This window comes from Clostridium zhoujianii (genome assembly GCF_051590805.1).
In the GTDB taxonomy this organism is placed as follows: Bacteria; Bacillota; Clostridia; order Clostridiales; family Clostridiaceae; genus Clostridium.
In genome coordinates, this window is the sequence record NZ_JBPUTF010000001.1 from 897,035 (window position 1) to 912,454 (window position 15,420).

14 protein-coding genes are annotated in these 15,420 nt (G+C 29.5%); 10 read left to right on the forward strand and 4 right to left on the reverse strand.

Annotated elements, in window-relative coordinates:
- The first annotated feature begins 62 nt into the window (after positions 1-62).
- The 5 genes from ACSYT2_RS04150 to ACSYT2_RS04170 all read left to right on the forward strand — a co-directional run bounded on the left by ACSYT2_RS04150 (position 63) and on the right by ACSYT2_RS04170 (position 6,618).
- Positions 63-680 (forward strand): hypothetical protein, encoded by a 618-nt coding sequence (locus ACSYT2_RS04150; RefSeq protein WP_438383660.1) that lies wholly within the window; start codon positions 63-65, stop codon positions 678-680.
- Between the two features lie 54 nt (positions 681-734).
- Complete coding sequence (gene htpG, locus ACSYT2_RS04155; RefSeq protein WP_430855925.1) at positions 735-2,609, forward strand: molecular chaperone HtpG; 1,875 nt, start codon at positions 735-737, stop codon at positions 2,607-2,609.
- 119 nt (positions 2,610-2,728) lie between these two features.
- Complete coding sequence (locus ACSYT2_RS04160; RefSeq protein ID WP_438383662.1) at positions 2,729-3,769, forward strand: M42 family metallopeptidase; 1,041 nt, start codon at positions 2,729-2,731, stop codon at positions 3,767-3,769.
- Positions 3,770-3,917: 148 nt separating this feature from the next.
- A complete protein-coding gene (locus ACSYT2_RS04165) occupies positions 3,918-5,834 on the forward strand; it encodes an FUSC family protein (RefSeq protein ID WP_438383663.1) in 1,917 nt (638 codons plus the stop codon).
- A gap of 106 nt (positions 5,835-5,940) precedes the next feature.
- A complete protein-coding gene (locus ACSYT2_RS04170; RefSeq protein ID WP_430855928.1) occupies positions 5,941-6,618 on the forward strand; it encodes a MerR family transcriptional regulator in 678 nt (225 codons plus the stop codon).
- Between the two features lie 86 nt (positions 6,619-6,704).
- On the opposite strand, the gene ACSYT2_RS04175 is transcribed toward ACSYT2_RS04170, so the two are convergent.
- Positions 6,705-8,090 (reverse strand): NCS2 family permease, encoded by a 1,386-nt coding sequence (locus tag ACSYT2_RS04175; RefSeq protein WP_430855929.1) that lies wholly within the window; start codon positions 8,088-8,090, stop codon positions 6,705-6,707.
- Between the two features lie 556 nt (positions 8,091-8,646).
- Between ACSYT2_RS04175 and ACSYT2_RS04180 the strand changes: the two genes are divergently transcribed.
- The 3 genes from ACSYT2_RS04180 (at position 8,647) to truA (ending at position 11,816) form a co-directional block, all read left to right on the forward strand.
- Complete coding sequence (locus ACSYT2_RS04180; protein ID WP_438383665.1) at positions 8,647-10,548, forward strand: endonuclease MutS2; 1,902 nt, start codon at positions 8,647-8,649, stop codon at positions 10,546-10,548.
- Positions 10,548-10,985, forward strand: a complete 438-nt coding sequence (locus ACSYT2_RS04185) for a GNAT family N-acetyltransferase (RefSeq protein ID WP_438383667.1) — start codon at positions 10,548-10,550, stop codon at positions 10,983-10,985. Before ACSYT2_RS04180 ends, ACSYT2_RS04185 begins: the two co-directional genes overlap by 1 nt.
- A gap of 78 nt (positions 10,986-11,063) precedes the next feature.
- The gene (gene truA, locus ACSYT2_RS04190; RefSeq protein WP_430855932.1) at positions 11,064-11,816 is read left to right on the forward strand and encodes a tRNA pseudouridine(38-40) synthase TruA; all 753 of its coding nucleotides are present in this window, start codon (positions 11,064-11,066) and stop codon (positions 11,814-11,816) included.
- A gap of 62 nt (positions 11,817-11,878) precedes the next feature.
- On the opposite strand, the gene msrA is transcribed toward truA, so the two are convergent.
- Positions 11,879-12,352 carry a peptide-methionine (S)-S-oxide reductase MsrA gene (gene msrA / locus ACSYT2_RS04195; RefSeq protein WP_438383670.1) on the reverse strand — a complete coding sequence of 158 codons (474 nt, stop codon included), beginning with the start codon at positions 12,350-12,352 and terminating at the stop codon, positions 11,879-11,881.
- Between the two features lie 104 nt (positions 12,353-12,456).
- On the opposite strand from msrA, the gene ACSYT2_RS04200 reads away from it, so the two are divergent.
- Together ACSYT2_RS04200 and ACSYT2_RS04205 are read left to right on the forward strand one after the other, a co-directional pair.
- Positions 12,457-12,987 carry a GNAT family N-acetyltransferase gene (locus ACSYT2_RS04200; RefSeq protein WP_438383672.1) on the forward strand — a complete coding sequence of 177 codons (531 nt, stop codon included), beginning with the start codon at positions 12,457-12,459 and terminating at the stop codon, positions 12,985-12,987.
- Positions 12,988-13,195: 208 nt separating this feature from the next.
- Positions 13,196-13,525: a hypothetical protein gene (locus ACSYT2_RS04205; protein WP_430856679.1), complete on the forward strand. Its 330-nt coding sequence runs from the start codon at positions 13,196-13,198 to the stop codon at positions 13,523-13,525.
- Between the two features lie 111 nt (positions 13,526-13,636).
- On the opposite strand, the gene ACSYT2_RS04210 is transcribed toward ACSYT2_RS04205, so the two are convergent.
- A complete protein-coding gene (locus ACSYT2_RS04210; protein WP_438383673.1) occupies positions 13,637-14,356 on the reverse strand; it encodes a flagellar motor protein MotB in 720 nt (239 codons plus the stop codon).
- A 21-nt stretch (positions 14,357-14,377) separates the two neighbouring features.
- A complete protein-coding gene (motA, locus tag ACSYT2_RS04215) occupies positions 14,378-15,154 on the reverse strand; it encodes a flagellar motor stator protein MotA (RefSeq protein WP_438383674.1) in 777 nt (258 codons plus the stop codon).
- Between the last annotated feature and the right edge of the window lie 266 nt (positions 15,155-15,420).

A 15,420-nucleotide genomic window follows, 5' to 3' on the forward strand; every position in this document is an offset into this window, starting at 1 on the left:
TATTATGTAACCTTTAAATATATATAAATAAAAAGAATGATATTATTTGTGGGGGTATTTTTATGTATAATTTTAGTGAAAGTATTGCATTAGAAAACTATGAGGATTTTATAAAAATTATGGATGGAAAGAGACCTAACTATGGTGGGAATCAAAAGTGGTTTAGTAACGAAAAGTATAGAAAAGCAGGATGTGGAGCAGTAGCTGTTTCAAATATTACAGCATATTTTGGAAGACAATTATATAATTATGAAAACTTAGATAAAGGAAATTTCATAAAGCATATGGAGGAAGTTGTAGATTATGTATCTCCAATTGAGAAGATAGGAATAATAAATCCAAGAGATCTTATTAAAGGAACAATTGGATTTGCTGAAAGTAAAGGGGTAATTCTTAAAGAGCACTGGACAGGACTCCAAGTTAGTTATGATAAAATATGTAATTTCATAAAAGAAGGATTAAGAGGGAATACTCCTATTGCACTATTAATGCATAGAAATAGCAAGTTAAAAGAATTTGATTGGCATTGGATGACTATAACAAAATATTATGAAAATGACTTTGATGTGTATTTAAATATATCTACTTGGGGAGAGAGAAGGTTAATAAAGTTAAAGGATTTTTATAAGGACAGCAGTTATGGAGCCCTTATATATTTTACAGAAAAACAAAATGGATAAGGTTGACAATTAAATTTAAAGTGACTAGAATAATATTTTAGGGAGGGATAAAAAATGAGTAACGAAAAAGGTAATATTTCAATTCACACAGAGAATATATTCCCAATTATAAAAAAGTGGTTATATTCTGACAAAGATATCTTTATTAGGGAGCTTATTAGCAACGGTTGTGACGCTGTTAGTAAGTATAAGAGACTTGTATCCCTAGGGGAAGTAGAATCTGAAGGGGAAGAAAAATTTAAAGTAGTAGTTTCAGTAAACAAAGAAAAAGGAACCTTAACTTTCAGTGATAATGGTATAGGTATGACTGATGAAGAAGTTAAGAAGTATATAACACAAGTAGCCTTTTCAGGAGCAGAAGATTTTATTGAAAAATATAAGGATAAAATGGGAGAAGGAAATGATATAATAGGCCATTTCGGACTTGGATTTTATTCAGCATTTATGGTAGCTAAAACGGTTCAAATAGACACACTTTCATACAAAAAAGATGCAACAGCTGTTAGATGGACTTGTGAAGGTGGTACTGAGTATGAAATGAGTACTTCTGATTCTAGAAACACTAGAGGTACAACAATCACATTATTTATAGATGAGGATAGTAAGGACTTCCTTGAATACTATAAGGTTAGAGGAATTATTGAAAAATATTGTTCATTCCTACCTACTGAAATTTTCTGTGTAGATGAGAATGCAGAGAAGAAGGAAGGTGAAGAAGAAAAGGAAGAAGTAGCTTTAAATGATACAACTCCTTTATGGACTAAGAAACCAAGTGAATGTACAGATGATGAATATAAGGACTTCTATAAGAAAGTATTTAATGATTACCAAGATCCTTTATTCTGGATACATTTAAATGTAGATTATCCATTTAACTTAAAGGGTATTCTTTATTTCCCTAAGCTTAAAAATGAATTTGAGCTTGTAGAAGGTCAAGTTAAATTATTTAACAACCAAGTATTTGTTGCAGATAACATAAAGGAAGTTATTCCTGAGTTCTTGTTATTATTAAAGGGAGCAATAGATTGTCCAGATTTACCTCTTAATGTTTCAAGAAGCTTCTTACAAAACGATAGAGATGTTAGTAGAATATCTAAGCATATTGTTAAGAAGGTTGCAGATAAGCTTAATTCAATATTTAATACAGATAGAGATAAATTTAATGAGTTCTGGGATGATATTCAATTATTCATTAAGTTTGGTTGCTTAAAGGATGAAAGTTTCTATGATAAAATTAAGGATTCAATAGTATTTAAAAATATTGAAGGTAAACATATTACATTAAAGGACTACTTAGAAAATGCTAAAGATAAGCATGAAAATAAGGTATTCTATGTAAGTAATGAAGAGGAACAATCACAATATATTAAGTTATTTAAAGAGTATGGATTAGATGCAGTAATATTAAGTACTCCAATAGATAATAACTTCATATCATTCTTAGAATATAAAGATGGAAATGCTAAGTTTACAAGAGTAGACTCAGATATTTCTGATGTTCTTAAGGATAAGGATGAAAATACAGAAAATAAGGAAGACAAAGATAAGCTTATTGAAATATTCAAGAGTATAATTGGAGATAAGATGAAGGGATATTCAGTTGAAAGCTTGAAAAATGAATCTACTCCAGCAATGGTTTTAGTTTCAGAGTATTCAAGAAGAATGGCTGAAATGCAATCTCAATTTGGTGGTATGGGAATGCCTATGAACTTCCCGGAAGAAAAGACTCTTGTTATAAATGATAAGAATCCTATAATTAAGAAGTTAGTAGCTTTAAATGGTGATGATAGCAAGAAGGAAAAAGTTGATTTAATATGTAAGCAAGTTGTTGACTTAGCTTTAATAGGTAATAAATCACTTAATCCAGAGGAACTTGATTCATTTATTAAGAGAACTAATGAATTAATGATGATGGTAATAGAATTATAGTACTATTAGTCTATTTGTAGATTAAGGATATTTGGTTATATAAACCAAATATCCTTTGTTTTATATTACCAAATTTTGAGGTATAATAACTCTATAAGATTACAGGAGGGTGAAGGCTTATGAATATTAAAGTTAATAAAAAATATGTATTAGATACTGCAAAGACTATACTAAAATGTAACAGTCCTAGTGGATTTTGTCATGAAGTAATGGAGATAGTTAAGGACATAGCAGAGGGATTTGGAAATAAGTTTGAATACACAAATAAAGGTTGTGGAATCATTACAATAGAGGGGGAGTCAGATGAAAAGACTGTAGCATTGTCTGCTCATGTAGATACATTAGGAGCTATGGTTAGATCTATTACATCTGATGGGACTTTAAAGATTACTTTAGTAGGTGGCCCAAGTGTTCCAACCTTGGATAGTGAGTATTGTATTATAAGGACAAGAGAGGGTATAGAATACACAGGTACTATACTAAGTACTAGCCCATCAGTTCATGTATATAAAGATGCAAGCACAAAGGAAAGAAATGTAGATAATGTTGAAGTAAGAATTGATGAAGTTGTAAAGAACAAAGAAGATGTACAAAATCTTGGGATATGCCCTGGAGACTATATTTTCATTGATCCAAAAACTACAATAACTGAAAGTGGATTTATAAAATCTAGATTTATAGATGATAAGGGTAGCGTTGCAGCCTTAATGGGAGTATTAGAATTATTCCATAGAGAAAATATAAAGCCTAAGTTTAAGACTAAAATTATGTTTACAGTATATGAAGAGGTAGGACATGGAGCTTCTTACATACCAGAGGATATTACAGAAATGCTTGCCGTAGATATGGGATGTATAGGTGAAGATTTATCATGTACAGAGTATGATGTATCTATATGTGCTAAAGATTCAGGTGGACCTTATGATTATAACATGGTAACGAATTTAGTTAATTTAGCAAAAGCAGAAAATTTAGATTATGTTGTTGATATATATCCAATGTATGGCTCAGATGTAGGGGCAGCCCTTAGAGGTGGCAATAATATACGTGGGGCTTTAATTGGACCAGGGGTACATGCATCTCATGGTATGGAAAGAACACATTATAATGCAATGGAAAATACAATAAAGTTAATATATTTATATTTAACAAGGGTATAGCATAAGTAAAGATCCAATTATATTTGGGTCTTTATTTTTTTTATAAAGCTTATATTTACAAGTAAGAAAAATAACGTTATTGAAACAAGATTAAATTTATGATAAAATTCCCCTTATGCGAAAAAATAATAGAAGAGGAAGGGATAGTATGGACAGAAAAATTATTTTATCTAAAACTACATTATATATAAAAACTGTTGTTTTTATAATTGCATTCAAAATGATATTCGGGACAGAAAATACCCTTATCGGAGTTACTACAATAACAGCTATGATGATGTTTTTAGAGAAGGATTTTACTTTAAATCCTGTTAAATATACTATAAAATTAACTGTGTTCAATGTGGCTTTAGGGTGTATCGCATTTATAGCAAATACAAATATGTATATAGCAATACCACTAAATTTCATAACAATATTTGTAATAGGATTTACTATGTGCTACAACTTAAAAAGTCCTAGTTATCTACCCTTTACATTGCAATACTTATTTATGCTAGCAACACCAATACATATTGAAAAGTTGCCTATGAGATTGCTATCATTAGTAGTTGGTGCAATATCAATTATGGTTATGCAATTAGTTTCTAATAGAAATAGAGTATCAAAATATGGGAACGTAATCTTAAGTGGGGTATGTACATCGCTTCTTAATAAGATTAGATTAATTAGAGAGGGTAGAGATTATAGTGAAATTAATGAGGGTATTAATAAATCTATAGCTCAGTTTAGAAAAATTATCTATGATAAAAGGGAAGATAACTTTTATTTGACAGAGGAAAGCAGAATTAAATTAAATTTATCAGTTGCATTAAATAAGATTAATTATTTACTTAATGACATTAAAAGTCCTAATGAACTTTTAGAAATTGAAGAAGATCTTATTCTTACAATTGATAATCTTAAAATTTGCTTTGAAGATGAGTCTAATTTAGAAAAATTAGATTTACTATTCAGTGAATTATTTGATAAATATGAAGAAAATAATACAAATAACTTATTAATACTTAAGATTTTGAATACAAGTAGTTTCTTAAAGGATAATTTGTATGAATTAAATAAACTTGATAAGAAGCATTATGATTTAGTTAATAGGGTACATGATATACCATATAAATTTAAGGAATTATATGTTTATAAAAATAATTTAAGAGTAAATTCATTAAGATTTTCATATGCATTTCGCGTTGCAGCAGGAATAGCAATTGGTGGATTTATAATGGATTTCTTCCAATTAACAGAGGGAAGATGGATTTTATACACTATAAATTCCTTATCACAGCCACAATATGAGTTATCAAAACAAAAAAGTAAGGATAGAATTTCTGCAACAATAGTTGGAGCAATAATTGTTACAATCCTTTTCGCAATAATAAAAGACACTACTGTAAGGACCCTTGTAATGATGGCATCAGGTTATATTGGTAGTTACACAAAAGAATATAAACATAACATGATATGTGTTACAGTATCAGCAGTTGGCTCAGCAGCATTGCTAGGTAATACTAGTGTATTAAGCATTAATAGAATATTACTTGTTATATTAGGAGCAATAATTACTATATTATTAAGTAAATTTGTATTCCCTTACAAGGCAAAGGATGCAAATGAAGATCTTGTAAGAATGTATAAGGATATTGTAGTAAGTATGTTAAAAGAGATAGAGTCATTAATAAAGGGAAATAAATCTGGGGATGAAATGAAAAATTTAATTATAGTTTCTTCTTTGATTGAAGATAAATTAATAACTAATAATTCTAACAAAGAGAATGAGCAGTTAAATAGTTATCTTGAAGAACAAAGATTGTTAGTAATGAATTTATATGACTTATATCAATGGATATCGATTAATCATATAGAAGAAACAAATGCTAAGAATATAATTAATGATATAAGAGAGGTTACGAAACTTCAGGGGAATATGACGGAAACAGAAATACAGAAAATTGTTACTCAATTAAAGGATACACACGGAATTAAAGATAAGGTGCTACTAAGCAATGTAATAGAAATTATCTTGGGAATAAAGAGAGTAGAAAATATTAAATTGATGAGTAGGGCCTGATAAAGAGAATTATAAGTAAATAGGGGCTATAATTGAATATTGTCAGAAAAGTAATTGACATTATACTTTGTATAACCTTTAAGATGATGGTAAGGAGGTTGATTATATGACAATAAAAGAGGCAGAAGAAAGAACTGGAATATCAAAACAGAACATTCGCTTTTATGAGAAAGCAGGATTAATATCACCTTATCATAATAAAGATAATGGCTATAGGATATACTCAGAGGAGGATATTACTTTATTAAATGAAATTAAATTATTCAGAAAGTTAGGAGTTTCTATTGAGGATATTTTAAGGATGCAGAAAAATGAAATATCAATAGCAAGCTGCATGAAAAAATATTCACAGATAGCAGTTAGTAAGATTGATGAATTAAAAAAGCAAAAGAGCTATTTTGATAGAATAGGAGACTTAACCGCTGAAGGAAATGAAATTGATCTTACTAAGTATCTTAATGAACTTGAAGAGGAAGAAAAGAAGGGCACTAAATTCTTTAATATTGCATTTGACTTCATTACAAAAGCAAAAAACTATTTAGGTAAAGGAATAGGGGAGTTATTTGTGAAAAAAGGTTTTTTAATTGAATTAGACGAAGCTCTTACGTATCCATCAGCAGTAGAAGTTTGTAAGGCTATTAAGAAGGATTCTGATAGTAGTGGACAAGAACTTAAATTTGTAAGTGAGGAGAAGCCTGTTACTTTTTATTTAAATGGAGTATTATATAATACAGAAATTACTACAGCACGTGGAGGATATGTTTTGCATTGTAAGGAAGTGTGATTTCAGTGTTTTATAGGTAAAAATAAAAGCACAGACACTTGATTATTATATCAAATGCCTGTGCTTTTTTCTCTAAAATATTTCTACTATCTTAGAGCTGTTACTACAAAGTTTAGTACAAACAAGGCAGTAACAATATACATAATTGGATGAACTTCTTTAGCTTTTCCTTTTGAAATCTTTGTAACACAGAAGAAGAAGAAACCAACTGCGATACCATTAGATATACCATAAGATAATGGCATTAAAGCAACTGTAAAGAATGCAGGTACTGCAACTTCTAAATCACTCCAATCAATCTTACCTATAGATTCCATCATTAGTACACCAACAACAATTAATGCAGGTGCAGTAGCAGCAGCTGGTACTATACCAACAAAAGGAGCTATAAATATTGAAAGTAAGAATAATACAGCAACAGCTACAGAAGTAAGACCAGTTCTTCCTCCTTGGCTAATACCAGTTGCACTCTCAACATAAGTAGTTGTATTACTTGTACCAAGTAAAGCACCAATTGAAGTGGCAGTAGCATCCGCAAATAAAGCTCTTTCTAATTTTGAATCAAATGATCCTCCAGTTTGGAATTTTGCTTCATCAGATTCATCAAATATTCCAGCCTTTCTACCTGCTCCTAAGAATGTACCAATTGTATCAAAGGTATCAGATAATGAGAAAGCAAAAACAGTTGATATAACTAAGAAAGTCTTACTAGGATCTGCAAACAATCCAGCAAAGTCAAGCTTAAAGAATGTTGGTGATAAGCTTGGTATACCAAAAGAAATACTATTAAGATCAGGTAATGTTGTTACCTTCATAAATACAGCAAACACTGTAGTTGCAAGAATACCAATTAAAATAGCAGCGTTAACTTTTTTAACAAGTAAAACTATTGTTATTACTAATCCAACTAATGCAACTATTGTTACAGGGTCAGTAAAGTTTGCTAATGATGGGACTATATCTGAAAAAGTACCTGAAGTACCATTTATTATTCCGTTCTCTCCAGAGAATGAAAGGAAATGTCCTTGCTTTAGTCCTAAGTATGCAATGAATAATCCAATACCAGCAGATATTGCGTATTGAAGTGATACAGGTATAGCATTAATAATCATTTTTCTGATTTTAGTTACAGTTATAACTATATTAATAAGTCCGCAAATGAAAACCATAGCTAAAGCTTGTTGCCATGTGAATCCTAGTCCAAATACGACAGTAAATGTAAAGAATGCATTTAATCCCATTCCAGGTGCTTGTGCAAAAGGAACGTTAGCTACTAAGCCCATTACAAGTGTACCAATTACAGCAGCTAAAATTGTTGCCACAAATACTGCACCTTTGTCCATACCAGCTTGTGATAATATTACTGGATTTACAAACAATATGTATGCCATTGTTAAGAATGTTGTTAGTCCTGCAAACAGTTCAGTTTTAACTGTTGTGCCATTTTCTTTTAGTTTAAAAAACTTTTCCATAAAGATCCCCCTTAAAAATAATTACGAATAATACATTAATATTATAAGATTATGTTCGTACTAAATACAATAGACATTTTAAATTTAACAAATATGACATAAATATCTTAGGCAGATAGGAGCTTTCAGCATAAATGTGAACGAGTATTGAACTGATAAAAAGCCTATTGACTACATTAATATGCTATGATAGGATGTATATGAATTAAAATAATAAAAAGAGGTGTCTTGGTGAGTGTATAGTATCTAAATAGATTAATTGAATATTAAATAAATCTTGAAATTGGTAGTTATAGCTATCTTTATTTGCTATGGATTTATTTATATTTATCTAGGATGATACCTTACAGTAAAAGCACTTTTTATATTATATAGTTAAAGACTATAGGAGAGATTTTTAATCTTCTTAATTTAACTATGTATATTAATTGTTTATTAGGCTGTGGAGTTTATTCCATAGCCTTTATTTATAGAAAATATTAAAATAGCATATAAGCATTAGCTTTATGTATGGTATCTCCTATTAAAATAAAGAGAGATTAAAGGAGAACAGAAAATGAATAAAAGTACAATTGAAAAATTACAATATAATGATTTAAAAGAAAGAGTGAAGGGTTTTTGTGTTAGTGGACTTGGAAAAGCTTTGATTGATAAGTTAGAGCCAAGTTCAAATATTAAAGTTGTTAGAAATAGATTAAATGAAACAAAAGAAGGAAGAGCTTTATTAGAGGCATATAGTTATGTTCCATTAGAAGGTATATCAAATATTTCTGGGGTAATAAGCAATGTAGAAAAAGGTATGGTACTTGATCCAAGTGAACTAATAAGTATTTCTGATTTTTTAAGAGGTTGTAGAAAGATAAAGGAATTTATGAGTAGTAAAGAAGGATATGCTCCTACACTTGCTGCATATGGTAATTCAATTACAGAATTTTTATCATTAGAAGAGGAAATTAATTTTTCTATAAAGGGAAATAGGGTATCCTCAAGTGCAAGTAAAGAACTTAAAAAGATTAGAAGACTTATAGATGTTACAGAGGGAAAAATAGAAGAGAAATTAAATAAGTTCCTAAAAAGTGGAGCTAATAAAGAATATATACAGGAGTTCTTTATTAGTAAAAGAGGAGATAGATATACAATTCCTATAAAGATATCTCATAAAAACAAAGTATCAGGTACAATTGTTGAGACATCATCAAAGGGATCAACTGTATTTATAGAGCCTTCATCAGTAGGAAAGCTAAATTTAGAGTTAGTTACTTTAAAGGCAGAAGAGTCAGTTGAAGAATATCAAATATTAGCAACATTAACAGGTATGGTTTTTGAGAGAATAAGAGAAATAAAGATAAATCAAGATCTAATAGCTCAGTATGATATGGTATTTGCAAAAGCTAAATATAGTAGAGCAATAAATGGAATACAGCCTAAAATAAATAGTCATGGATATATAAAACTAGTTAAATGTAAACATCCTTTATTAGAAGGAAAAGTTGTACCATTAGATTTCGAGATAGGAAAGGATTATAGAAGTTTAATTATAACAGGTCCAAATGCAGGCGGAAAAACTGTAGTTTTAAAAACTATTGGAATGTTAACATTGGCAGTTCAATCAGGTTTTCATATAGTAGGAGAAGAAGGGACAGAAGTAGCAATATTTGATAATGTTTTTGTAGATATCGGAGATAATCAAAGTATAGAAAATGCTTTAAGCACATTTTCATCACATATGAAAAATTTATCGGAAATAATGAGTGCTTCAAATAAAAATACATTACTTTTATTTGATGAAATAGGTAGTGGAACAGAACCAAATGAGGGGGCAGCCTTAGCTATATCAATATTAGAAGAATTCTATCATATGGGATGCATTACTGTTGCAACTACACATTATGGAGAAATTAAGAAATTCTCAGAAGAACATAGTGACTTTGAAAATGCAGCGATGCAATTTAAAAGTGAAACCTTAGAACCTTTATATAAGCTTATAATAGGTAAAAGTGGTGATAGTAATGCTTTATGGATTTCTCGTAAGATGGGAATTAGAGAAAATATCCTTGAACGAGCAAAAAAATATATGGACAATGGAGAATATAACTTTGAAGTTATAAGGGAAAGTAAAATTACCAAGGAAACTGTTATAGAAGAAGTAGAAGAAGTAAAAGAAGTTCAGTATGAAAAAGGCGATAGAGTTATTCTTTTAGATAGTAATAATTCAGCTATAGTATATGAAGGGATAGATGACTATAACAATTTAAAGGTCCTTTATGAAAATGAGATTATAGAAATTAATTATAGAAGGGTAAAGATGGATATAAGGGGAGTAGAACTATATCCGGAGGGGTATGAATTAAATTCATTATTTACTAGTTTTAAGGAAAGAAAACTTGAGAGAGATATTGAAAGAGGATCAAAGAAAGCTCTTAAGAAATTACAAAAGGAAATGAGGGGAAGAAGCTAATGATATACAAGAATCTAACTAAAGAATATATAAAAGATGTATCAGAATTATTTATTAAGGCTTTTAATGCAGAACCTTGGAATGATAAATGGACTATGGAAACTGCATCAAAAAGGTTATTACAAATGATGAATTGTGATGGCTTTGATGGTCTAGTGGCATTTGAAGAGGATAAGTTAGTAGGGATGATATTAGGTAATCATGAGTACTATTATAGTGGAATGCAGTTTGTTATAAAGGAATTCTGTATTGATACAAGTCTAAGAGGAACAGGTAAGGGAAAGAAATTAATAGAGGATTTTGAAGAAAGATTAAGGGGGAAGGGTATTGATGAAGTTATCTTAATGACATCACGTGCAGATGAGACACAGGGCTTTTATAGTAAAAGAGGGTATAAGGAAATAAGTAGCCTTGTTATGATGATGAAAGAATTATAGTTTGTAGATAAACTAAATATGATATATAATGTCATAGTATAACAATAAGACTCTAAAGAGAGATAATAAGGTGGAAAAATGAGAAACGTAAAAATGATAATCCAATTTGACGGAACAAGATATAAGGGATGGCAAAAACAGAACCAAAAAGGAAACACTGTTTCAACTATCCAAGGGAAAATCGAAAATGTATTAAGTAAGATGACAGGAGAAACAATAGAAGTTGTTGGATGTGGAAGAACTGATAGTGGAGTACATGCAGATAACTATGTTGCTAATTTCTTAACTCATTCTGATCTTAAAGAAGATGAAATGTTAGAATACTTAACAGAGTACTTACCAGAAGATATTGCAATAAAGGAATTAAAGTTTGCAGCAGAAAGATTCCATTCAAGATATAATGCCTTAGGAAAAACATATATCTATAGAATTAACAATAACAAGTACAATAATGTATTTAATAAGAAGTATGCACACCATATACCTGAGGAATTAAATATTCAAGAAATGAGAAAAGCAGCTAAGAATCTTATAGGCACTCACGATTTTAAGAGCTTTACTAACCTAAAGGTAAAGAATGAAAAGAGATCAACTGTTAGAACAATTCATGAAATTAACATAACTAAAAATGGTGGATTAATTGAAATTGAAGTTAAGGGAAATAGTTTCTTATTAAACATGGTAAGAATAATAGCTGGAACACTAATTGAAGTTGGAGAAGGAAAGATGACTCCAGAGGATGTGGCATTTGCATTAGCTGCTATGAATAGAGATAAGGCAGGTCATAAAGCACCAGCTAAGGGGTTAACTTTAAGCTATATTGAGTATTAAAATATTAATTTTAATGAAAAAGTAGACTAACTATAATGTTAGCCTACTTTTTTTATTTCTTCCTAATCTAGTTTTATATGACAATATCCATTTGGATTCTTTTTTAGATAGGATTGATGATATTCTTCTGCTGGATAGTAATTCTTTAAGGGTTCTACCTCTACTACTATTTTAGAATCATATTTCTTTTGTTCTTCTTCAATAGTTTTGTGAATTACATTTATATCATTTAAATCATAATAGTAAATTCCTGTTCTGTATTGAGTACCACGATCGTTGCCTTGTTTATTAAGAGAAGTAGGATCTATAATAGCAAAGTATTTATCTAAGATAAACTTTAAAGATACTTCATTTTCATCATATTCAACATAAACAGCTTCTGCAAATCCGGTATTTGTTCTACATACAAGCTCATAGGTAGGATTATCTATATTACCATTAGCATATCCAACTTCTGTTTTAGTAACTCCATCAATTCGAGAAAAATATTCTTCAACACCCCAGAAGCAGCCACCTGCTAAAATTATTCTTTTCATATTTATACCTTCTTTCAATAATTATTATTTGTATATAGTATAGCAAAAGTTGGGAGGAAATATTATAATTAGATTAATATTTTAAATAATAGGAGGAAATAACTTTGAATTTTATAGTAACAAAAGAAAAGCAAGAAGAGTTTAGTGAAGTTGAAAAGGTAGTAGAAGAGGCATTTAAAGAGGCTGAGTTTACAGATCATAATGAACATAATCTAGTTAAAAAGCTAAGAAATAGTAGTGCATTTATTTCTGACCTATCCTTAGTTGCAAAAATTGATAATAAAATTATAGGTCATATTTTATATACTGAATTAAATATTATGGAAGGAGATAAAAGACGAAAGGCACTTGCTTTAGCACCTTTAGCTGTTTTACCAGAATTTCAGGGCAAAGCTGTAGGTAGTAAACTTGTGAGAGAGTCATTAGAAAAGGCAAAGGAGTTAGGATATGGTGGAGTAATAGTTTTAGGACATGAAAATTATTATCCTAAATTTGGATTTATACCTGCTTGGAAGTATGGAATAAAGGCTCCATTTGATGTACCAGAAGATGCCTTTATGGCTTTAGAATTAGAAAAGGATTATTTTAAAAATGTTAATGGTACTGTAGAGTATTCTAAGGAGTTTTTTGAGTAAAAGATAATAAATAAAATTCTTTTTTTCTAAAGAAATTGCTAAAGTATAGGCAAATCATATGTTGAACAAACTAGAGGAGCTTAGATTTCTTAAAAAAATATCTAAAGTAGTTATTCCTTTAAAGAATAGTACTACATATAATGCACATAATAAGCTTATCAAAGGACTATGTGCATTATATAGATTTACAGTAAGAGAGGATGATAATATGGCTAAGTATAAGGTAGGAGATGAATTAATAGTTGTTGAAGATGTAAACGAAGAAAGTAGCAAATTACAGGAGATGACTTGTTTAACCGTAAAAAATGAATATGCAAAAATATCTTGGGGTTTGAAGATTATAAAAGTTAATTATGAAAAGCCTAATGTAGAGTTAACTTATAGAAATGCAAATGGAGATATTAATAAGGTATTTGCAATATGTAATGATATTGCAAATTTCGATGAGGAAAAAGTATTAGAAAAAGCTTTGTTAAAAGCCTTTCAAAACGAAATTATAAATATTTCTGTATTTAAAAATCATAATTTAAAAAGATAGATTTTAAAATATATTACATAAGTAACAATTTGGAACTGAAGAAAGTAGCTACATCAGAATAAGGTTTAATACCTTGCTCTTATGTAGCTACTTTTCTTTAGGAATAAAAATTTATTCTTTATTTAAACTAACACGAATTAGAACTTCAATTCTTCGATTTTGGCTACGCCCTTCCTCTGTAGCATTTGAAGCTATAGGCTTATATTCTCCATAACCACTAGCACTAAAGTTAGCTGGATTAAGATTTTTATTTTTTAATACATTTCTCATAAAGTTTCCAGCTCTTTCAAAGCTTAAATCCCAGTTTGAACTGAACTCTGAATTATTGATAGGTATATTATCTGTATGACCTGCAAAGACTACTTCTAGGCCTTGTCCTTTATCTGCTAATAATTGACCTATCTTATTAGCTATCTCGATATTTTGAGGAGATAACTTAGCACTAGCAGATTCATAAAGTACATTATTTACTAATGTGATTTTTAGTTTATCTTCTTGAACTTCAGTATAAATCTGATTGTCTAAGTGATTAGTACTTATGTATTCGTCCATACCATTTTTGATATTTGTTATATTCTGCAATGGGGTTGATATCTCAGTAACTGGTTGAAGATCTTCTTGATTACTATTTTCACTACCATCTAATAGACCTGATCCACCAGACATTGTAATATTCTGAAATGCTTGTGACATTTGATTCATTTTACTCACATCAACTTTACTAGATGCAAATAACACTATAAAAACTGCTAATAATAATGTCATAAGATCAGAATAAGGTAACAACCATCCTTCATCAAAATGCTCTTCTTTCTTTTTCTTTTTAGCCATTATTTTCACCCCTAAAGTTTTTTAACCCTCTGTAAGAAGAAGTTCCTTTTCACTTTCTGTTAAAAAGGACATAAGTTTTTCTTGTACCATACTTGGTGCAGAACCTTTTTGTATAGCAAGAAGTCCTTCTATAATCATTCTTTTTTCGAGTATTTCATGCTTACTTTTAATTTTCAATTTATTTGCAAAGGGATTCCATAAAACATATCCTGTAAAAATACCTAATATTGTAGCAATAAAGGCAGCTGAGATTGCTTCAGCCATAGCAGCTGTATCATTTATATTAGCCATAGCTGCAATAAGACCAAAGACTGCCCCCATTACACCAAGGGTTGGTGCATAACCTCCAGCTTGAGAAAAAATAGAAGCATTTATAGCATGTCTCTCTTCGATTGCATCTATTTCTGTCTCTAAAACTTCTACAATGAAATCAGGATCTATACCATCTACTATCATTCGTAATCCTCTTTGCAAAAATTTATTTTCAATAGTATTAAGATCTTTTTCAAGAGATAGAATTCCCTCTTTTCTCACATGCTGTGTATATCTTATTAGATCATTAACGGATTTGATTTTTGATTCATTTCCATTAGAAGTAAATAAAACTTTAAATATCCTTCCAAGGTTTTTTAAGTCTCTCCCTGTATAGGCATTTAATATTGTTGCGATAGTTCCAACAAAAATAACCATAAATGCAGCAGGATTTAAAAGTACACCAAAAGAGATATGCTTAAATATCATTGCTCCCACCACTGCAATTATTCCAAAAATAATACCTAAAAGTGTTGTTAGTTCCATATATTTTCCCTCCTACAAAATAATGATAAAAGTAATTAATAATCACAATACTACAAGATGTTACATTAACTTGTCAATTAATCACATATTTTAACAAATTAATATAAATATCAAGATTATTTTAAATTAATTATATATATTACCAGATTATGATTACAAATTTATTAAATATGATAAGGATTTTGGAGAAAAAGAAAAAAATCCAGATTAAGATATTTCCAAATGAAAAAAGCTTAACATGAATTTAACAAATTTGAGAAAAATGA